The organism is Streptomyces sp. enrichment culture (assembly GCF_964273145.1).
Classification (GTDB): domain Bacteria; phylum Actinomycetota; class Actinomycetes; order Streptomycetales; family Streptomycetaceae; genus Streptomyces.
Map to the genome: position 1 here is coordinate 4,992,457 of NZ_OZ186873.1, position 20,216 is coordinate 5,012,672.

Annotated in this window: 19 protein-coding genes; 12 read left to right on the forward strand and 7 right to left on the reverse strand. The window is 74.6% G+C overall.

The genetic code is table 11. From position 1 onward, the window contains the following. Window positions 1-208 precede the first annotated feature (208 nt). The gene (locus tag ACSU6Z_RS22485; RefSeq protein WP_437048165.1) at window positions 209-904 is read left to right on the forward strand and encodes a GntR family transcriptional regulator; all 696 of its coding nucleotides are present in this window, start codon (window positions 209-211) and stop codon (window positions 902-904) included. Window positions 905-1,199: 295 nt separating this feature from the next. Here the strand turns inward: ACSU6Z_RS22485 and ACSU6Z_RS22490 are convergent, their stop codons facing one another. Then, window positions 1,200-1,481, reverse strand: coding sequence for an HPr family phosphocarrier protein (locus tag ACSU6Z_RS22490; RefSeq protein WP_133919479.1), 282 nt, complete (start codon window positions 1,479-1,481; stop codon window positions 1,200-1,202). A 167-nt stretch (window positions 1,482-1,648) separates the two neighbouring features. Here ACSU6Z_RS22490 and ACSU6Z_RS22495 point away from each other — a divergent pair, with 167 nt between their 5' ends. From ACSU6Z_RS22495 to ACSU6Z_RS22530, 8 genes are all read left to right on the forward strand, one after another. Next, window positions 1,649-4,546, forward strand: coding sequence for a bifunctional acetate--CoA ligase family protein/GNAT family N-acetyltransferase (locus ACSU6Z_RS22495; protein ID WP_437048166.1), 2,898 nt, complete (start codon window positions 1,649-1,651; stop codon window positions 4,544-4,546). Between the two features lie 82 nt (window positions 4,547-4,628). Next, entirely contained in the window at window positions 4,629-5,225 is a 597-nt protein-coding gene (locus tag ACSU6Z_RS22500; RefSeq protein WP_437015477.1) for a DUF5998 family protein, read from the forward strand. Continuing rightward, entirely contained in the window at window positions 5,225-6,436 is a 1,212-nt protein-coding gene (locus ACSU6Z_RS22505; RefSeq protein WP_437048168.1) for an alkaline phosphatase family protein, read from the forward strand. The genes ACSU6Z_RS22500 and ACSU6Z_RS22505 overlap by 1 nt, the downstream gene beginning before the upstream one ends. Window positions 6,437-6,530: 94 nt before the next feature. Beyond that, on the forward strand, window positions 6,531-7,181 hold the full coding sequence (locus ACSU6Z_RS22510) for a thymidine kinase (RefSeq protein ID WP_437048170.1): 651 nt from the start codon (window positions 6,531-6,533) through the stop codon (window positions 7,179-7,181). A gap of 338 nt (window positions 7,182-7,519) precedes the next feature. Continuing rightward, window positions 7,520-8,653 carry a gala protein gene (locus ACSU6Z_RS22515; RefSeq protein WP_437048172.1) on the forward strand — a complete coding sequence of 378 codons (1,134 nt, stop codon included), beginning with the start codon at window positions 7,520-7,522 and terminating at the stop codon, window positions 8,651-8,653. A gap of 83 nt (window positions 8,654-8,736) precedes the next feature. Further along, window positions 8,737-10,446: an ankyrin repeat domain-containing protein gene (locus ACSU6Z_RS22520; protein ID WP_437048174.1), complete on the forward strand. Its 1,710-nt coding sequence runs from the start codon at window positions 8,737-8,739 to the stop codon at window positions 10,444-10,446. Further along, on the forward strand, window positions 10,443-11,642 hold the full coding sequence (locus ACSU6Z_RS22525; RefSeq protein ID WP_437048176.1) for an AAA family ATPase: 1,200 nt from the start codon (window positions 10,443-10,445) through the stop codon (window positions 11,640-11,642). Before ACSU6Z_RS22520 ends, ACSU6Z_RS22525 begins: the two co-directional genes overlap by 4 nt. Before the next feature lie 11 nt (window positions 11,643-11,653). Beyond that, on the forward strand, window positions 11,654-12,838 hold the full coding sequence (locus tag ACSU6Z_RS22530) for a vWA domain-containing protein (RefSeq protein ID WP_437048178.1): 1,185 nt from the start codon (window positions 11,654-11,656) through the stop codon (window positions 12,836-12,838). Between the two features lie 7 nt (window positions 12,839-12,845). Here ACSU6Z_RS22530 and ACSU6Z_RS22535 read toward each other — a convergent pair whose 3' ends face one another. The 3 genes from ACSU6Z_RS22535 to ACSU6Z_RS22545 all read right to left on the reverse strand — a co-directional run bounded on the left by ACSU6Z_RS22535 (window position 12,846) and on the right by ACSU6Z_RS22545 (window position 15,063). Then, on the reverse strand, window positions 12,846-13,721 hold the full coding sequence (locus tag ACSU6Z_RS22535) for a PhzF family phenazine biosynthesis protein (protein ID WP_437048179.1): 876 nt from the start codon (window positions 13,719-13,721) through the stop codon (window positions 12,846-12,848). A 191-nt stretch (window positions 13,722-13,912) separates the two neighbouring features. Further along, window positions 13,913-14,128 (reverse strand): DUF397 domain-containing protein, encoded by a 216-nt coding sequence (locus ACSU6Z_RS22540; protein WP_437048181.1) that lies wholly within the window; start codon window positions 14,126-14,128, stop codon window positions 13,913-13,915. Beyond that, entirely contained in the window at window positions 14,125-15,063 is a 939-nt protein-coding gene (locus ACSU6Z_RS22545) for a helix-turn-helix domain-containing protein (protein WP_437048182.1), read from the reverse strand. The genes ACSU6Z_RS22540 and ACSU6Z_RS22545 overlap by 4 nt, the downstream gene beginning before the upstream one ends. Before the next feature lie 148 nt (window positions 15,064-15,211). Between ACSU6Z_RS22545 and ACSU6Z_RS22550 the strand changes: the two genes are divergently transcribed. Further along, complete coding sequence (locus ACSU6Z_RS22550; protein WP_437048184.1) at window positions 15,212-15,811, forward strand: ATP-binding protein; 600 nt, start codon at window positions 15,212-15,214, stop codon at window positions 15,809-15,811. 21 nt (window positions 15,812-15,832) lie between these two features. Here the strand turns inward: ACSU6Z_RS22550 and ACSU6Z_RS22555 are convergent, their stop codons facing one another. Continuing rightward, complete coding sequence (locus ACSU6Z_RS22555) at window positions 15,833-16,531, reverse strand: response regulator transcription factor (protein ID WP_437048186.1); 699 nt, start codon at window positions 16,529-16,531, stop codon at window positions 15,833-15,835. 10 nt (window positions 16,532-16,541) lie between these two features. Next, entirely contained in the window at window positions 16,542-17,690 is a 1,149-nt protein-coding gene (locus ACSU6Z_RS22560) for a sensor histidine kinase (RefSeq protein WP_437048188.1), read from the reverse strand. Window positions 17,691-17,825: 135 nt separating this feature from the next. Between ACSU6Z_RS22560 and ACSU6Z_RS22565 the strand changes: the two genes are divergently transcribed. Continuing rightward, window positions 17,826-18,032, forward strand: coding sequence for a hypothetical protein (locus ACSU6Z_RS22565; protein WP_437048190.1), 207 nt, complete (start codon window positions 17,826-17,828; stop codon window positions 18,030-18,032). Between the two features lie 130 nt (window positions 18,033-18,162). Then, window positions 18,163-19,014, forward strand: coding sequence for a sulfurtransferase (locus tag ACSU6Z_RS22570; RefSeq protein ID WP_437048192.1), 852 nt, complete (start codon window positions 18,163-18,165; stop codon window positions 19,012-19,014). 94 nt (window positions 19,015-19,108) lie between these two features. On the opposite strand, the gene sepH is transcribed toward ACSU6Z_RS22570, so the two are convergent. Further along, on the reverse strand, window positions 19,109-20,140 hold the full coding sequence (gene sepH, locus ACSU6Z_RS22575) for a septation protein SepH (protein ID WP_437048194.1): 1,032 nt from the start codon (window positions 20,138-20,140) through the stop codon (window positions 19,109-19,111). Between the last annotated feature and the right edge of the window lie 76 nt (window positions 20,141-20,216).

The following is a 20,216-nucleotide window of genomic DNA, read 5'->3' on the forward strand; positions in this document are numbered from 1 at the left end:
CGGTGTTTCGGGCCTCACCGGCCGGCGTCTCAGGGCCTCACCGCGCATTGCTCCAAGGCCTTGCCGCCCACCCTCCGTCCAAATCCCCGTTGACCAAAAAATACCCATGAATTACGGAGGGCCGTCGGAATTTCCGGCCTGCTGGCATAGAGTCGACCGCCACGCGCCCATCGTCGGCGTTTCACGGTGATCAAGGCGGAGGTCGGTCATGCGCATTCCGGCGCATTCGGTATGCACGGCGATCCGGGACGACATCGTCGCCGGTGTCCACGAACGCGGCAGCCGGCTCACCGAGGAACTCCTCGCCCGCCGCTACGGCGTCTCCCGCGTCCCCGTCCGTGAGGCCCTGCGCACCCTGGAGGCCGAGGGGTTCGTGGTGACCCGGCGGCACGCGGGCGCGTGCGTCGCGGAACCCACCGAGCGGGAGGCCGCCGACCTGCTGGAGATCCGCCTGCTGCTGGAGCCGCTCGGCGCCGCCCGGGCCGCCCAGCGCCGCACCGAGGCGCACTTGAAGGTGCTGCGCGGCCTGGTCAGGCTGGGGCAGGCGCGTGCCGGGCGGGGCGCCGGCGAGGACCTGAGCTCCCTGGACGGCTGGTTCCACGAGACGCTCGTCCAGGCGTCCGGCAGCCCCGCGCTGATCGCGATGCTGACCCAGCTGCGCCACAAGATCACCTGGCTCTACGCCGTGGAGGCGCCGGTCGGCGCGGTGGAGCTGTGGGCCGGGCACGGCGCGATCGTGGACGCGGTGGCGCGCGGCGACAGCGAGCGGGCGCGGGCCCTCATGGCGTCGCACACCGAGCGCTCGACGGCCGCGCACCGGCTGCGCCCACCCGCCGCGGGCGGGCGGGCGGCCCCCGTGAGGACCTCGCAACACCGCCTCAACACACCGAGTCTGTCGAATTAACACAGGGGCCGTATACAAAGAGGAGGTATTCGAGTGCGCTCGTCCTTCCCGCTGTCCTTTTCTTTTGGGTTCCTCTTTGTGTGGGCCCGTGATGGGAAAGCGAACGCTCGCGGAAGAAAACACGAGCGCTCGCGCCGGGAATGCGGGCGCTCAGGCCGGTAATGCGTGTATTCGTGCCGGGAATTCGCGTGCTCGCGACGAGGACGTGAGCGGTCGCGCGGGAAACGAAAGAGCCGCGCCCCCGGGGGAGGGGTACGCGGCTCTTCCTCCGGACGCGGAAGCGGCCGGGGGCGGCTCAGACGGTCTCGGGAAGCTCCTCCAGCCCCTCCGCGACCAGCTTCGCCAGGCGGTCCAGGGCGGCGTCCGCGCCCTCGGCGTCGGAAGCGAGGACGATCTCCTCGCCGCCCTGCGCCCCCAGACCGAGGACGGCCAGCATGGAGGCCGCGTTGACGGGGTTGCCGCCGGCCTTGGCGATCGTCACCGGGACGCCTGTGGCCGTGGCGGCTCGGACGAAGATGGAGGCGGGGCGGGCGTGGAGACCCTCGGCCCAGCCGACGTTGACGCGGCGCTCAGCCATGTGATGCTGCCCTTCGGATGTTCAGGGTTGTCTAGACCAGTTTTCCATATCGCGGCGCACGCTCAAAGCGGTCGTCCGACCGCCCCCGGCGGGCGCCGCGCCGCGGCCCGGCGTCCCCCGCGGCCTGCCCCGCGCCGCCACCGTACGCGAGTCGTACTCTGGGGCCCATGCAGACCCCGTCGGACCGGCACGAGTATCCCGCCCACTGGGAGGCCGACGTGGTGCTGCGCGACGGAGGCACCGCGCGCGTGAGGCCCATCACCACCGATGACGCCGAGCGCCTGGTCAGCTTCTACGAGCAGGTCTCGGACGAGTCGAAGTACTACCGCTTCTTCGCACCCTACCCCCGCCTGTCCGCCAAGGACGTCCACCGCTTCACGCACCACGACTTCGTGGACCGGGTGGGACTCGCGGCCCTGGTCGGCGGCGAGTTCATCGCCACCGTGCGCTACGACCGGATCGGCGCCGACGGGGCGCCCGCCCCGGCACCGGCCGACGAGGCCGAGGTCGCCTTCCTCGTGCAGGACGCCCACCAGGGCCGCGGCGTCGCCTCCGCGCTGCTGGAGCACATCGCCGCCGTCGCCCGCGAACGCGGCATCCGCCGTTTCGCCGCCGAGGTGCTGCCCGCCAACACCAAGATGATCAAGGTGTTCACCGACGCCGGGTACACCCAGAAGCGCAGCTTCGAGGACGGCGTCGTCCGCCTGGAGCTCGACCTCGAACCCACCGACCGCTCGCTCGCCGTGCAGTACGCGCGCGAACAGCGTGCCGAGGCCCGCTCGGTGCGGCGGCTGCTCGCCCCCGGCTCCGTCGCCGTCGTCGGCGCCGGCCGCACCCCCGGCGGCGTCGGCCGCAGCATCCTCGGCAACATCCGCGACGCCGGCTTCACCGGCCGCCTGTACGCCGTGAACAAGGCCCTTCCCCAGGAGTGGAAGGAACTCGACGGCGTGCCCGCCCACCGCTCGGTGCGGGACATCGACGGGCCCGTCGACCTCGCGGTCGTCGCCGTGCCCGCCGAGCAGGTGCCCGAGGCCGTCGCCGAGTGCGGGGAGCACGGCGTGCAGGGCCTGGTCGTGGTCTCCGCCGGATACGCCGAGAGCGGCCCCGAGGGACGCGAGCGCCAGCGCGCCCTCGTACGGCAGGCGCGCGCGTACGGCATGCGCATCATCGGGCCCAACGCCTTCGGCGTCATCAACACCTCCGCCGGGGTGCGGCTCAACGCCTCCCTCGCGCCCGAGGTGCCCCGTCCCGGCCGCATCGGGCTGTTCGCGCAGTCCGGGGCCATCGGCATCGCCCTGCTGTCCCGGCTGCACCGGCGCGGCGGCGGGGTCACCGGCGTCACCGGCGTCACCGGCGTCTCCTCCTTCGTCTCGTCCGGCAACCGGGCCGACGTCTCCGGCAACGACCTGCTCCAGTACTGGTACGACGACCCGGACACCGACGTGGTCCTGATGTACCTGGAGTCCATCGGCAACCCGCGCAAGTTCACGCGCCTGGCCCGGCGCACGGCCGCGGTCAAGCCGGTGGTCGTCGTCCAGGGCGCGCGCCACCGGGCCGCGGCGCCCCAGGGGCACGCCGTACGGGCCACCCGGCTGCCCCACGCGACGGTGTCCGCACTGCTGCGGCAGGCCGGGGTGATCCGCGTGGACACCATCACCGAGCTGGTCGACGCGGGGCTGCTGCTCGCCCGGCAGCCGCTTCCGGCCGGGCCCCGCGTGGCGATACTCGGCAACTCCGAGTCCCTGGGCCTGCTGACCTACGACGCGTGCCTCGCCGAGGGGCTGCGGCCGCACCCGCCGCTGGACCTGACGACGGCCGCCTCGGCGCGGGACTTCCACGCGGCGCTCTCCCGCGCGCTGGCGGACGACACCTGCGACGCCGTCGTCGTGACGGCGATACCGACGGTGGGGGAGGGGCCGGACGGCGACGCGGCACTCGCCGAGGCACTGCGGTCCGCCGCGGCCCGGACCCCCGCCAAGCCGGTCCTCGTCGTGCACGTGGAGCTCGGCGGACTCGCGGAGGCCCTGTCGGCGGCGGCGAGCACGGCCCCGCAGACGACCCCCGGCACGCCGTTCGTCCCCACCGCGCCCCCCGTCCCCGGAGCACCGCCCGCCCCCACCGCCCCGGTCCCCCCTGCCGAGCAGCCCCCTGCCGAGTCTCCCGCCGGCGAACCTCCCCCCGCCGGCGAGGCCCCCGGGGGAGCCCGCCCGATCCCCGCCTACCCGGCCGCCGAACGCGCCGTCCGCGCCCTCGCCGAAGCCGTCCGGTACGCCCAGTGGCGCCGGGAGGCCGCCGACCCGGGCAGGGTGCCGGAGTACGAGGACATCGACGAGAAGGGCGCCGCCGGGCTGATCGGCCGGCTGCTCTCCGGGGGCCGGGGGCTCAGCCTCGGCACGGAGGAGACCTGCGACCTCCTCGGCCGGTACGGCATCCACGTCCGCCGCGCCCTGCCCGCGCCCACCCCCGACGCCGCCGTCGCCGCCGCCGGCGGCATCGGCTACCCCGTGGCCCTGAAGGCCACCGCCCCGCACCTGCGGCACCGCGCCGACCTGGGCGGCGTACGCCTCGACCTCGCGGACGAGGAACAGCTGCGGCGGGCGTACGACGAGTTGACCGCGCTGTTCGGCACCCCCCGGGAGCTGCGGCCGGTGGTCCAGGCCATGGCCCCGCGCGGCGTCGACACCGTCGTGCGGGCCGTCATCGACCCGGCGGCCGGAGCGGTGCTCTCCTTCGGGCTCGCCGGGGCCGCCACCCAGTTGCTCGGCGACACCGCGCACCGGCTGATCCCGGTCACCGGCCGGGAGGCGGCCTCCATGGTGCGGTCGGTCCGCACCGCGCCCCTGCTGTTCGGCTGGCGCGGCTCGGCCCCGGTCGACACCCCGGCCCTGGAGGAGCTGCTGCTGCGCCTCTCGCGTCTCGTCGACGACCATCCCGAGGTCGTCGCGGTCACGCTGGAGCCCGTCGTCGTCGCCCCGCGCGGCCTGAGCGTGCTCGGCGCCTCCGTCCGCCTGGCACCCCCGCCCGCCCGGGACGACCTCGGCCCCCGGATGCTGCCGTCGTACTGAACCCCGCGCCGGACCCCGCCCCCGCCCCGAAGGGCCGGACGACGCCGAGCGGGTGCCCTCGCAGTCGGTGCGCCCCCGTAGGATGGACGGCATGGCCAAGACCAGTACGACGACCCAGGGGCTGCGTGCGGCGATCGAGCGCAGCGGCTACTACCCGGCCCTCGTGGCCGAGGCGGTGGAGGCCGCCGTGGGCGGCGAGCCCGTCCGGTCGTACCTGGTCCACCAGGAGACCACCTTCGACCAGAACGAGGTGCGCCGGCACGTGACCGTGCTGGTCCTCACCGACAACCGCTTCATCGTCAGCCACACCGACGAGCAGGCCGCCGACGACACCTCCCCGACGCCGTACGCCACCACGTCCACGGAGTCCGTCAAGCTCGGCCGGATCTCCTCGATCGTGGTCAGCCGCGTGGTCGCCAACCCCGAGCGGTACAAGCCGGGCCAGCTGCCCCGCGAGATCGTGCTGACCATCGGCTGGGGCGCCGTCTCCCGCATCGACCTGGAGCCGGCCGCCTGCGGCGACCCCAACTGCGAGGCCGACCACGGCTACACCGGCAGCTCGACCGCCGACGACCTCAGCCTGCGCGTCAGCGAGGCGGGCGACGGCCCCGAGACGGTGCGCCAGGCGCTGGCCTTCGCCCAGGCCCTCTCCGAGGCGACCGCGGACACCGGCCGCTGATGTCGCACCCGTCTCCCCCCGCCGGCCCGGCCGCCTGGGGCACCGACCCGGAGCCGCTCCCCGTGGCCTCGGCGCCCGTTCCCGAGTACGGCACCGGCTCCCTCGCCGACCTGCTGCCCACGCTCGCCGCGGGCATGGGCGTGCCCGGCATGACCGCCGCGATCGGGGAGCTGGCCCCCGCCGACCGCGCCTGCGTGTTCCTGATCGACGGCCTGGGCTGGGAGCAGCTGAAGGCGCACCCGCAGGACGCCCCCTTCATGACCTCGCTGCTGGGCACCTCGCGCGGCGGCACGGGACGCCCCCTCACCGCCGGCTACCCGGCGACCACCGCGACCTCCCTCGCCTCCGTCGGCACCGGCCTGCCGCCCGGCGCCCACGGCATGCCCGGCTACACCGTGCGCGACCCCGCGACCGGCCGGCTGATGAACCAGCTGCGCTGGAAGCCGTGGACGGACCCGCACGCCTGGCAGCCCCGGCCCACGGTCTTCCGGCTCGCCCACGAGGCGGGGGTGCACACCGCCCAGGTGTCCTCGCCCACCTTCGCCGACACCCCGCTGACCAGGGTCGCGCTCAGCGGCGGGACCTTCCACGGGCGGCTGACCGGCGAGGAGCGCATGGACCTGGCGGCCGAGCAGCTCGCCGCCGGCGACCGCTCCCTGGTCTACACGTACTACGCCGAGGTGGACGGCGCCGGCCACCGCTTCGGCGTCGACTCCGACACCTGGCGAGGCCAGCTCGCCCACGTCGACCGGCTCGTCCAGCGCCTGGCCGAGCAGCTGCCGCCGCGCACCGCGCTCTACGTCACCGCCGACCACGGCATGATCGACGTGCCGTTCGACGAGGAGCACCGGATCGACTTCGACGAGGACTGGGAGCTGCGCGCCGGTGTCGCCCTGCTCGGCGGCGAGGGCCGCGCCCGTCACGTCTACGCCCTCCCCGGCGCCGAGAACGACGTTCTGACCTGCTGGCGCGAGGTCCTCGGCGAGCAGTTCTGGGTCGCCTCGCGGGACGAGGCGATCGCGGCAGGCTGGTTCGGCCCGCACGTCGAGGAACGCGTGTACGACCGCATCGGCGACGTGATCGCCGCCGCCCACGACGACGTCCTGCTCATCGCCTCCGAGCGGGAGCCGAACGAGTCGGCGATGACCGGCAACCACGGCTCGATGACCCCCGCCGAGCAACTGGTCCCCCTGCTCGAAGTACGTACCTGAGAACCCTGGAACACGCACGCCCCGTGTGGCCCCGCACGCGCGTGCGTGCCCGACGCCCCCGTACGCCCTCCCTCCGAAAGGTGCTCGTCCCCCCATGCCCGAGCTGGTGTTCTTCTCCGGAACGATGGACTGCGGGAAGTCGACGCTGGCTCTCCAGATCGAGCACAACCGCTCGGCGCGCGGCCTCGTGGGCATGATCTTCACGCGCAACGACCGGGCCGGCGAGGGCAAGCTCTCCTCCCGCCTCGGCCTGGTCACGGACGCGGTCGAGGCGACGGACGGGATGGACCTGTACGCCCACCTCGTCGACCACCTCTCGCACGGCGGCCGCGTGGACTACGTGATCGCCGACGAGGCGCAGTTCCTGGCCCCGGACCAGATCGACCAGCTCGCACGCGTGGTCGACGACCTGGAGATCGACGTCTACGCCTTCGGCATCACCACCGACTTCCGCTCCAAGCTGTTCCCCGGCTCCCAGCGCCTGGTGGAGCTGGCCGACCGGATCGAGGTGCTCCAGGTCGAGGCCCTGTGCTGGTGCGGGGCGCGTGCCACGCACAACGCCCGCACCGTAGGGGGCGTCATGGTCGTCGAGGGCGCCCAGGTGGTCGTCGGCGACGTCAACCAGTCCGCCGGCGAGGTCGGCTACGAGGTGCTGTGCCGCCGCCACCACCGGCGCCGCATGACGGCCGCCACGGCCCACGCGGCGGCGCTGTCACCGGACGTCCTGCCGGTGACCTCCGGCTGACCTTTGCCCGGCCGGGGTCCCGACGCGGTCCGTCACCCCGCCCGTTCCTCGGCCCGGACCCGTCCGGACGGAGCGGGAGCCGGGCCACCGGGGCGGCAGGACGAGAAGGCCACCGTTGATCAACGTTCAAGGGTGTACGGCTATGATCCTCGCGGCAAGGCCGTAGCGCAGAGGTCGTCGCGCCCGAGCATCAAGCTGGAGGACGTCGGTTCGAATCCGACCGGCCTTGCCGCCCTTGTCGTGGAGGAAAGTCGATTGGCGTCGGTCCGTCCTGGGCGGGCGGAGGGCGATGCCGCCCTCGGCGAGCCGGGCACCGGCGACGGACCGGTGGAGTGGTGATGACGCAGCCGACACCCGTGCGCTGCCCGGCGATCGAGCATCCGGACATCCCGATCGGCGACCCGGCCGGCCTGGACCCGCTGCTGGCCCGGCTGCGGTCGGCGCGAACGGTGGGGACCGACGAGACCTTCCCGCTCGGCACCCTGCGCGCGGACGGGCGTGTCGACCTGTGCAAGCAGGGGCTCGGAGCGGCCGGCACCGCTCGCCTGATGCCCGTCGCCGCCTCTTCACCGCACGCCCGGCACGTCCTGCTCGGCACCAACGCCATCGGGAACGAAGGGGCCTCGACGGTCGCCCGGGCACTCGGCGATGGCCACGGTCTGCACACGCTCTACCTCGGCTGCAACCGCATCGGCCCGGAAGGCGTCGGCGCGCTCGCCGACGCGCTGTCGGCGGACGGCACCGTCCGCGCCCTGTGGCTCAAGCGCAATCCGGTGGGTGACGACGGCGTCCTCGCGCTCGCCGCGATGCTCCGCCGCAACACCACCCTGCGCACCCTCGATCTGGTCAACACCGGCCTCACCACCGAGGGGTTGCGCGCCCTGCTCGACGTCCTGACCGGCCGCCCGCACCCGGTGGAACGTCTCTTCCTCGGCGGGAACGGCCTGACCGCCGACGCCGCCGGGCTGCTGGCCGCGCTGATCCGCGAGGCGGGTGTGCGCGAGCTGTACCTGCCCGCCAACCACCTCGGCGACGAAGGCGCCGCCGTCCTCGCGGCCGCGGCCGGCTCCGGGCGCCCGGTACGCCTCGGGCTGGGCGGCAACGGGATCGGCCCCGCCGGTGCGCGCGCCCTCGCCGACGCCCTGGACGGCATCGAGGCGCTCGACCTGGGGCGGCCGATGTCGGAGCGGAGCCTCGGCGCCCCCGCCAACGCCACCGGCGACGAAGGCGCCCGCGCCCTGGCCGCCGCGCTCGCGGGCAGCCCCCTGCGCCGGCTGGAGCTGTGCCACACCGGGCTCACCGGGCGGGGCGCGAAGTCCCTGCTGGAGGCGGTGCCGGACGACTCGCCGCTGGAGTACGTCGGTCTGGGGCCCGGGCTGCCCCGGAAGGTGAAGCGGGCCTTCACCCAGCGCCTGCGGCCCGTGACCGGGGCCCATCCCGACCTGCGCGCGATAGGAAGTGTCTACCGGTGAGTCCCCGCCCGGAATCCCGTTGCTTCCCGCCGGAGGATGCGGCGAGTTGGCGGCGGATCCGCCGCTACGCGGTGCCCCGGAGGATGATCGAGCACGCCGCCGAACGCCGCGCGGCCGGTGACTGGCGCGGGGCGTGCGCGGCGGCCGGCGTGGACGTCGCCATCGACCTGGCGGAGGTCGCCGAGCACTGCGGCCACGACGTCACCGCGGCCCTGGAGGACGATCTGCGCCACCTGGTCCCGGACCTGGTGCGCTGGCACCTGCCCCGGGTGCTGAGCGGCTGGACCACGCTCGACACCGACCGGATCGTGGTCCTCGCCCGCTACCGGCCGGTGGAGGCGACCGAGGGGCGCCGCCGCACGCCGTACCTCCACCTCACCACGCCCGCGATGCTGGAGGGACCGCAGCGCGTCACCCTGCGCTTCGCAACGGTCGCGGACGAGAAGGCCGCCGGCGTCTTCGGACGCCGGAGCGAGGACTGGCGGTACGCCCGGCACCTGTGGGACGCACGGCACACCGCCGAACTGCTCGAGAGGTGCGGTGGCCGTGAACGGCCGCCGTTCTTCCACCCCGACGGCAGGCCGCGTGACGCGGACGAGCTGCCCGCGGCCGATCCCGGTCCCGATGACGCGGCGGCACGGGCCGAATGGGCCACTCTGCTGCACCAGAGGGGCGAGGTCCTGGCGGCCTTCGCCGCGGCCGGGATCGAGGCCGATCTGACGCCCCCGAGCGGTCCCGGGTGGTTCCGGACCGGTCCGGAGTCGTTCCTCGGCAGGCTCGCGCTCGATCACACCCGCCTGGAGCGGGAGGTCGGCCGGCTGAGGGGCGAGGGCGTCGGGGACCGCTTCCTCATCGCCGGCGACCGGCGCACGCACGTCCTGCTGGAGCCGGCGGCTCCCGGCCGCCGCACCGGGCTGCGGGTGAGGGTCGTCGACCGGGACGAGATCAAGGACGCACCCTTCCTGGCCGAGGCGCTCTGGCGCAGGCTTCCCGACCTCGACCTGATGCGCGTCGGCGGGGTCGAACCGGAACATCTGCACCCGCTGGTCCGCGAGGCGCTGTTCCCCGCTCTCCGGGTACCCGACGGTACCGGCGGCCCGCCGGGGCCCGACCTCCCCGCACCCGTTCGGGTGCGCTGCCGTGGCGCATGGCACGAGGTGGGCTTCCGCGCGGGCGGCCTGCTCGCCATGCCGCACAGCGACGAGGAGCAGCAGCGCGAGCGGGCCCTGCGCGCGTTCGGTGGTGCCGTCGCCGGATGCTTCGCCGTCCAGCAGACGTGGGCGTCGGGCAGCGGCCGGCTGCCGAAGGCTCTGCGGGTCCAGCGGCGGGACCTGTTCCTGCGTGCCCAGCACGGTGACACGCACGGCGTGCTCCATCTCCTGGACGCGGGCGTGGACCCCCGGGTCCGCGACGCCCGCGGACGCTCGCTGCTCCACGTGCTGCACCTGCTCGACCACGAGCCGCTCCTGCCCCGGCTGTTGGCGGAAGGGCTCGACCTGGAGGCCCGGGACGACCAGGAGCTCACACCGCTGTTCGTGGCGGTCAACGACGGCGGTTCCAGGGCCCTCGTGGAGGCCTTCCTCGCCGCCGGCGCCCGGATCGACGTGATCGACGGGTCGGAGTTCTCGCTGGCCCAGATCGTCCGCCGCTACAAGCGTTCCGACCTGGCCTTCCTGCGAGAACGCGTTCTGGAGGAACACCCGGGCATCGGCGTCGACTGGTGGGACGAGTGGATGGACGAGCGCGAGAGGGACGACGAGAACGACCGGAACGACGAGGAGGTGCCCTGGTGAACACCGTCCCCCGCACCGGACCGGATCCGCTGGCCGCCGCGGACGAGCTCGTCGCCAGGTTGCGCACGCGGCGCACCGAACCCGCCGCCAACCCCCGGCTGGAGGCGCTCGCCCTGGCGGTGACGGCCAATCAGCCCGTCCTGCTGTGGGGCGAACCGGGCATCGGCAAGTCGGCCGGCCTGGAGCAGCTCGCCGCCGGACTCGGCCTTCCCCTGGAGACGGTCATCGCCAGCGTGCACGAGCCGTCCGACTTCGCCGGGCTGCCGATCGTCGGGGACGATCCGGCCGCGACCGGCGTGCCGATGGCCCCGCCCGACTGGGCGGTCCGGCTCGCCCGCGCCGGGCGTGGCCTGCTCTTCTTCGACGAGCTGTCCTCCGCGCCCCCGGCCGTGCAGGCGGCGCTGCTGCGGGTCGTGCTCGAACGCCGGGTCGGCAGCCTCGTCCTGCCCGACGCGGTGCGCATCGTCGCCGCCGCCAACCCGCCGTCGAGCGCCGCGGACGGCTGGCACCTCAGCCCGCCGCTCGCCAACCGCTTCGTCCACCTCCACTGGACCCACGATCCCGCCACGGTCGCGCGCGGCATGGCCGGCACGTGGCCGGAGGTGGCCGTCCCCACGGTCGATCCGGCCAAGGTGCCCGGTGCCGTCGCGCGGGCCCGCGGCGCCGTCTCCGGTTTCCTCACCGCCCGGCCGGGCCTGGTCCACCACATACCCGCCGACGCCGAGAGCCGGGGCCGGTCGTGGCCGTCCCCGCGGACCTGGGAGATGGCGCTGCGGCTGCTGGCGACGGCATACGCGACCGGCGCCGGCCGCGAGGCGACGGCCGCCGCGCTCACCGGTGCCGTCGGGGACGGCGCGGGCATCGAACTGCTCTCGTACCTGGAACACCTCGACCTTCCGGACCCCGAGCGGGTCCTCGCCGACCCCGGCGCGTTCGCCCTGCCCGAGCGCGGCGACCGGCAGCTGGCCTTCCTCATCGCGGTGGTCGCCGCCATCCGGAGCGATCTCACCCGGCCCCGCTGGGAGGCCGGCTGGGCGGTCCTGGCCAAGGCCGTGGACGCGGGCGTACCGGACGTGGCCGCCCGGGCCGCCACCGACCTCGCGGCGATGCGCCGGCTCGACTGGCCCGTGCCTCCCGGCATCGACGGGTTCTTGGACCTGCTGCAGATGTCCGGGGCCCTGCCCGGCGGCCGGTGAAGCCCGCAGGCATGACGGAATCCCGCGGGAACCTGGACATGACCAAACTGCTCGCCGCCCGCTACCGGGCGGCGAGCGACCGGCCCTATCTGGCATCAGCCCTGTACGCCCTGACCGTCGTGGCGAGCCGTGAGGTGCCGACGATGGGGGTGGACCGCCACTGGCGCTGCTACGTGTCACCCGTCTTCGTCGACGCGACCCCCGTGGAGGAACTCGCGGGCGTCTGGGTGCACGAGGCGGCGCACCTGCTGCGCGACCACCACGGCCGCGCCGACCGGCTCCCCGCCGCCGACCAGCGCTACCGGCACCGCGTCAACGTCGCCCAGGACTGCGAGATCAACGACGACCTCCTCGCCGACGGGCTGCGCCTGCCCGCCGGGCGTGTCGAGCCCCGCCTCCTCGGCCTGCCCGAGGGGCAGCTGTTCGAGGCGTACGTGCCGCAACTACCCCCCGGCGTACGGGAGTGCGACTGCGGATCGGGCGCCCACGGCCGCCCGGTGCCCTGGGAACTCCCGGGCTCCGCCGACCCCGCCCGGCTGGGTGAGGCCGAGGCCCAGGCGCTGCGCCGGCAGACCGCCGAGGCGATGCGCGCCCACCAGCGCGCCCGCGGCACCCTGCCCGCGGGCTGGCAGCGCTGGGCCGAGGAGGTCCTGGAGCCCACGGTGGACTGGCGGCAGGCGCTGGCCGGCGCGGTCCGGGAAGCCGCCGCGTGGGCCGGCGGGGCCGTCGACTACACCTACCGCCGCCCGTCGCGCCGCACACCGGCGCTGCGCGGCGTCGTCCTGCCGAGTCTGCGTCGTCCGCTGCCCCGGGTGGCCGTCGTCGTCGACACCTCGGGCTCGATGGGCGACGCGGAACTCGCGGCCGCGCTGGGAGAGGTTACGGGCGTCCTGCGCGAGGTCGGCGTGCGGGGCAACCGCGTCACCGTCCTCGCGTGCGATGCCGACGTGCACGCCGTGTCCCGGGTGACGGCCACCGAGCAGATCACCCTCGGCGGCGGTGGCGGCACGGACCTGCGCGTCGGGATCGACGCCGCACTCGCGGCGCGGGACCGCCCGTCCATCGTCGTCGTCCTCACCGACGGCTACACGCCCTGGCCCGACGAAGTCCCGTCCTGCCGCCTCGTCGCGGCCCTGATCGGCCCCGGCGCGCCGCAGCCCCCGCACTGGGTGGAGACGGTACGCGTCACCGCCTGACGGCCGGTCAGCCGATGCGGGTTCCCGCGCCGCCGACCCGGACGCGCGGGTCACCCGCGCGCAGCGTCACCGTGAGCTCGCCGGGACGGCCCAGGTCCTCGCCCTGGTGCAGGGTGAGGACGGCGTCCTCGGGGACCAGGCCGAGCTCACGGGCGTACGCGCCGAACGCGGCGGCCGCGGCCCCGGTCGCCGGGTCCTCGACGACGCCGCCGACGGGGAACGGGTCACGGACGTGGAAGACGGTGGCCGACTCCCGCCACACCAACTGGACCGTGGTCAGGTCCAGGCGGTGCATCAGGGCTTCGAGGCGCGCGAAGTCGTAGGCGAGGTCCGCGAGGCGGGCGCGCGTCGCCGCCGCGAGGACGAGGTGGCGGGCGCCGGCGAACGCGACGCGGGGCGGGAAGGCCGGATCGAGGTCGGCGGCCGGCCAGCCGAGCGCGGCGAGTGCCTCCGCGAGGTCGGCGCCGCCGATCTCCTCGACGTGCGGCTCGACGCTGGTGAGCGTGGCCCTGACCGTCCCGCCCTCCTCGGTCACCTCCACCGGCACGGTGCCGGCGCGCGTCGCGAACACCAGCTCCCCGGGGCCGATCCGCTCGGCGAGCGCGACGGCGGCCGCGACGGTGGCGTGCCCGCAGAACGGCACCTCGGCCCTGGGACTGAAGTAACGGATGCCGTACGCCCGTCCCTCCCGGCCGCCGAGGCCCTCCGGGGGCGCGGTCAGGAACGCGGATTCCGAATACCCGAGGTCGGCGGCGATGGCCAGCATGTCGCCGTCGTCCAGACCGGTGGCGTCCAGCACGACGCCGGCGGGGTTCCCGCCGTCGGGGGTGCTGGAGAAGGCGGTGTAGCGCAGTACCTCGGGCCGTGGCGTCTTCGTCGTCATGCCCACGGCAACGCGGGGTGGACCATGGCTATTCCGGCCTCGGGGAGCGACGGGGCGGCCCGTGTGCGACGCCCTGACGGGGCGGGAGTACTCGTCCGGGAGCGGTCCGGGAACGGGGTCCCGGAGGACCGGACGCGAGAGCCCCGCCGATCACCACCGCGGTCGGCAGGGCTCCGGCGACCGTACGGGGGTCAGACGCACCGCTCCGACGAGGCCAGCCCGACGAACCCTGCCCACGCCTCGCGCGAGACGGCGAGTACGGGTCCGGCGACGGCCTTGGAGTCACGGACGTGCACGGTTGCCGAACCGGCCGCGACTTCTACGCACTGACCGCCCTCGGTTCCGCTGTAGCTGCTCTTGAACCAGACGAGGCCGGATGCGGCGGTCGAGGACTCGACGTTGTTCATAGCGCTCCCAGCAACCCTTCGATGAACTCCGTTGACTCTCGCGGACTGAGAGCCTGGGATCGGATGATCCCATAGCGTGCGGTCGCGAGAGCCGTCTGTTCCGGGTCGGTTTCAAGAGCACTGGTCGCGTGCGTCTCGGCGTAGACGAACCTCCTGCCGTCCTTCCGGGTGACGACCGTGAACGGCCCGTTCACGCCCGCGTTCTCCTCGCATTCGGTCGGCATGACCTGGATCTCGACGTTCTGCTTCTGGCCGATGAGGAGAATGAGCTCCAGTTGTCCCCGCAGCACCTCCGTGCCGCCGTACCGATGCCTCAGCACCGCCTCGTCCATCACGAAGCTCAACAGCGGGGTGGGCCGCCGGTCGAAGATGTCCTGGCGGGCCAGTCGAGCGGTCACCCGCTGCTCGACCGTTTCCGGGTCCAGGGGCGGACGCCGCATCGCGAGCAGCGCCCTCATGTAATCCTCGGTCTGGAGCAGGCCGTTGACGACGTGGGTGTCGTACATGAGCAGCTCAAGGCACTCCTTCTCCAAGGCCGCCATCCCCTGGAAGAACACCGGATACTGAGCGCGCTCCACCTGCTCCTTCCACAGGCACAGCAACCCGCCGGCGCCCAGCACCTCGTCCGCCCGCTCGATCGCCCGGGGCGACGGGATCCTCCGCCCCTGCTCGAACGACGCGATCGTGGACGCCGAGTACCCGAGGCGCCGCCCGAACTCCTCGCGCTCCAGTCCCTCCCGCAGCCGCAGCGCCTTCATGGTCTGCCCGAACGCGACAACGACGCCGCGCCCCGCCTCGTCCTCCGGTCGCCGCCCGGACCCGTCGTCGCTGTCCCAGCCGTCCCCGAGGCTCACGAACGCTCCCGTCCCGCCGCCGTTGCCACGCTCCCCGGGAACCGCCCCGGCCCCCGCCACCGCGTCCTCGCGCTCCGCCATGACCACCACCGCCTCCTCCCGCTCAACGCCCCGCGGAGGACGCCGTCACGGCACGCGGCGCGTACCCGTGCGGACAACACGCGTACAGCAGACCCCTGTCGCCGCGTCACCGCTGGTCACGCCAGACCACCGACAGGACCGTGAGGGCATGACGACGAAACCCATCGATCCCGCCGGCACCACCCAACCCGCCACCCTCCGCGCCTTCTTGGAGGCACCACCGCCGGACCGCGCCTTCGAGATGCGCTTCACCTCCACGCCCCGCGGTGCCCGTCTCGCCCGCCGCCTCACGGCCGTCCGCCTGCATGCGTGGGGCATCCCGTACGGCACCGGCCCGCACGACGCGATCGTGCTGATCACCGCCGAACTCGCCGCGAACGCCGTGCGCCACGGCCACGTCCCCGGCCGGGACTTCCGCCTCCGCCTGCACGCCGCACCCGACGGCGGCACCGTGCGCGTCGAGGTCACCGACACCCGCGCCGAACGCCGGCCCCGCCGCCCCGCCGTCCCGGAGGACGCCGCCGGGGCCGAGGAGACCGGCCGCGGGCTGCTCCTCGTGTCGCGGCTCGCGGCCCGCTGGGACTGGCACCCGCGCCCGGACGGACCGGGCAAGACGGTCTGGGCGGAGTACGCTCTTCCGGCTCTCTCCGAGACCTCGTGCCCACCCGGCCGCGCCCCGTCCGCCGGCGAACGGGGCGCTTCGGACGCCGAACCGGACCGGCGGCCCGGTGGGACGAGAGCACGGTGACCGGCGCGCCCCGGCCCGCGCTCAGCGCGCCGCGTCCGCGTCGTACACCACGAGGGCGATCTGCACGCGGTTGTTGAGGTCCAGCTTGGCCAGGATGTGCGAGACGTGCGTCTTGACGGTCGGTACCGACATGTAGAGCTCCGCCGCGATCTCCGCGTTGGTCCTGCCCCGCCCCACCGCGAGCGCCACCTCCCGCTCCCGGTCGCCGAGCAGCGCCAGTCGCGCCCGCGCCCGTTCGGCCCGGGCCTCGCGCCCGCCCGTCCTCTCCGACACCTGGGCGATCAACTGCCGTGTCACCGCGGGCGAGAGCACCGGCTCGCCCGCCGCCACCTTCCGCACCGCCGCCACGATCTCCTGGGGCGGGGTGTCCTTCAGGACGAAACCGGCGGCACCCGCGCGCAAGGCCCGCAGCACGTGCTCGTCGGTGTGGAACGTGGTCAGCACCAGCACCTCGGGCGGATGAGGCAGCCTTCGCCCGGGGCCGCCCGGAGAGCCCGGGCGGCCCCGGGCCCGCAGCGCTTCGGTGGCGGCGAGGCCGTCCGTGCCGGGCATCCGGATGTCCATGAGCACGACGTCGGGGGAGTGCTCGGCCACCAGTGCCGCCACTTCGGCCCCGTCCGCGGCCTCGGCGACCACCTCCACGTCCGGCGCGCCCCCGAGCATCAGCCGCAGACCGGAGCGCACCAGCGGGTCGTCGTCGACCAGGAGTACTCGGATCATGACGGGCACGTTAGCCGTCCACGGCCCCGGCGCCGTCCCAGGGCAGCCGGGCGCGCAGCACGAACGAGCCGTCCCGGGGGCCGTGTTCCAGCCGCCCGCCGGCCAGCCCGGCGCGTTCGCCGAGCCCGATCAGACCGTGCCCGGCACCGGGGATCGCCGTTCCCGGGCCGTCCGGGAGCGGGTTCGCCACCACCACCGTCAGCCCCTCCCCGGGCCGGCCCGACACGGTGACCGCGACCTCGGCGCCGGGTGCGTGCTTGCGGGCGTTCGTCAGGCCCTCCTGCACGATGCGGTACGCGGTGCGGCCGGTGACGGCGGGAAGCGTGTCCGCCTTCCCGGCGGTCCCGACCTCCTGGCGGTACGCGACGTCCGCCCCCGCCTCACGGGACTCCTCCACCAGCCGTTCCACGTCCGCCAGCGTCGGCTGCGGCCGCCCCTCGGCCCCGTCCGGGACCGCCGTCGGCGACCGCAGGACGCCGATCACCTCGCGCAGGTCCTGCAGCGCCCGGTGCGCGCTGTCGCGGATCACCCCGGCCGCGTGCCGGACGTCCGCCGCGGGAGCGCCCGGGTTGAACTCCAGTGCCCCGGCGTGCACGCTCAGCAACGACAGCCGGTGGGCGAGGACGTCGTGCATCTCCCGGGCCATCTCCTCCCGCACCTGCCGCCGTGCCTCCTCGGCGGCCCGGACCGCGCGTTCCTCCAGCGACGCGATCAGCGCCCGCCGGGAACGGACGTACAGCCCCCAGCCGACGGCACCCGCCACCAGCGCGAAGTACGTGAGGGCCGATCCGGTCGCCTCGGACTCCGCTTCCGGTCCCTCGACCAGGAACGCGAGGAACTGCACCAGCGCGACCGCCGCCACCCGGGCGGTGACGGGCCGCCTCCGGTGCGCCGCGACCGTGAACAACGCCACCAGCGTGGCCCCGGTCAGATGATGGAAATACGTTCCGGCCAGCATCAGCGCCACGGCCTGCTGCGCCGGCCACCGCCGCCGCAGGAACACCGATGCGCAGGCCAGCCCACCGGCTACCTGATCGGCGATCCGCTCGCCACCGGACATGCCCTCGTCCACGTGGACCGAGTCCGCCGTGACCACGGAGAAGACCACGGCGAAGAGGAAGAAGGAGATGTCGACGACCCGGTCGCGGCGACTGCGCATACCGCCGAACCTATGCCCGCGGAGCAGCCGTCCGGCCCCGCGTGCCGTGGGTCGATACTTTGGGACTACAAGCCCACCGCTCCCGCATGCCCAAGTCCGATACGGTCCTGGCCCGTTGTCCCTACGGTTCGGCTCATGAAGGGCATTCTCGGTCTCATCGGTTTCGTACTCGTCGTCGGCGGCCTGCAGGGCATCGTCCACGAGGCCTTCGGCACGTGGATTCCGCTCATGGGCTTCATGAGGCACCTGTACGTCGACGGCTGCGAGTTGTACGTCGGCATCGCGCTCGTCGTCCTGGGCGTGGCCGTGAACACCGCCGCGCGGGAGGCCCCGAGGAAGTAACGACCGCCCGGGGCCGTCCCCTTCCGACGTCCGGCGTGCGAAACCCCCGTCGGCGGTCCCCGCCGCACCCGCGGCGGGCCCGGTGGGCCGGCCGGGGCGCGTCGGCCGCCCCGTGCGTCAGGATGGGGCCATGAACGCCATCATCTCCGCATCCGAACTCGCCGGTGAACTGGCGGGCGGGAACCCGCCGGTCCTCCTGGACGTCCGCTGGCAGCTCGTCGCCGCCAAGGCGGCCGGTGCGCCGGCCTTCGACGGCCGTGCCGAGTACGCGGCCGGGCACCTGCCCGGCGCGGTCTTCGTCGACCTGGACCGGGAGCTCGCCGCCCCGCCCGGCCCCGAAGGCCGCCACCCGCTGCCCGATCTCGCGGAGTTCGGCGCCGCGATGCGCCGGGCGGGCGTGTCGTCGGGCCGGCCGGTCGTCGTGTACGACGGCGGGCAGGGCTGGGCGGCGGCCCGCGCCTGGTGGCTGCTGCGCTGGACGGGCCACCCGGACGTGCGGGTCCTCGACGGCGGGCTGCGGGCGTGGGAGGGGCCGCTGTCGACGCAGACACCCGTTCCGGAGCCGGGGGACTTCGAGCCGGTGGCGGGGACGGGCGGCTACCTGGACGCGGACGGAGCGGCGGCGCTGGCACGGTCCGGGGTGCTGCTCGATGCGCGCGCGGGGGAGCGGTACCGGGGCGAGGTGGAACCGATCGACCGGGTCGGCGGGCACATCCCCGGTGCCGTGTCCGCGCCGACGACCGAGAACGTGGCGGCGGACGGCCGGCTCCTGCCCGCCGGAGAGCTCCGCGCCCGCTTCGAGGCGCTGGGCGCGGTCGAGGGCACCGAGGTCGGGGTGTACTGCGGCTCGGGCGTCTCCGCGGCCCACGAGGTGCTGGCGCTGGCGGTGGCGGGCATCCCGGCGGCGCTGTACGTCGGGTCGTGGTCCCAGTGGTCCTCGGATCCCGAACGGCCGGTCGCCGTCGGACCGGATCCCCGGTAGGAGCGGCCGGCCGGGCGCTGCCGACGGGGCGCGAGGGGGCCCGCCGCTCCGCGACGCGGGCCCTCACCGCCGTACGGCCGGCTGCTCCCGGGGCTTACTCCTGCTTCTTCCGGCGCGTCCCGAACACGATCTCGTCCCAGCTGGGCACCGCGGCCCGGCGCCCCGGGCGGACGCCGTCGGCCTCGGCCTGACGGTCGGTGGCGCCGACGAGACGGTCGCGGTGGCTTCCGACGGAGCGGGGCATGAGCACGTCGGCGTAGGCGGAACCGGCCGAGGCCGCGGGGGCCGGGGGTTCCTCCGCCGCGGATTCGTCCTCCGGTTCCCCGGCGGACTCCGACGGGCGCTCGGGAACGACCAGGTCGCCCCGGAAGCTCGGCACCGCCTCCAGCAGGCTGGTCAGCGAGTCCCGTTCGCCCGTGCTCTCCTCGGCGGGTTCGGACGCCTGCGCGGGCAGACTCGGGCGTTCCCGGTCGGTGGTGCGGTCCAGCGGGCGGTCGCGCGGCAGGCGCGCGATGCGCGGGACGAAGGGGAAGCTGGGCTCGGGCGCGGCGAGGTCGTCGGTCTCGCCGATCAGCGCGCGCGCCTCGTCGTCGACGGCCTGGACGAGCCGGCGCGGCGGGTCGTACGTCCAGCTCGCCGAGTGGGGTTCGCCCGCGACCCGGTAGACCAGCAGCACCTCCCAGGTGCCGTCGTCGCGGCGCCAGGAGTCCCACTGGACGGTGTCCTTCTCCGCGCCGCGCAGCAGCAGCCGCTCCTGCACGGCCTCGCCGAGGGGCGGACCGGAGTTCTCGCCGGGGCGGCGGACGGGGGTCTTGCGGGCCCGCTCGGCCATGAAGGCGCGCTCGGCCAGGACGGGGCCCTCGAAACGACGTACGCGGTCCACCGGGATGCCGGCCATCTGGGCGACTTCCTCGGCGCTCGCGCCCGCACGTATCCGCGCCTGGATGTCACGGGGGCGGAGGTGGCTCTCCACCTCGATCTCGATCTGGCCGAGGCGGGGACGGTCGCCGCGCACGGCGGCACGGAGCCGTTCGTCAATCGGAAGCGTGTACTCCGTTGAGTCCGCAGCCTTCAGCACCAGCCGTGTGCCGTCATTCGAGACGGCCACGACACGCAGTTCGGGCATGGGGACCTCCCGGGTGGTGCCTGCCGACGTCACGTGCGTCGCTGCTTCCGCTCTGTCGAGTGTGGCCTGCCCGGGT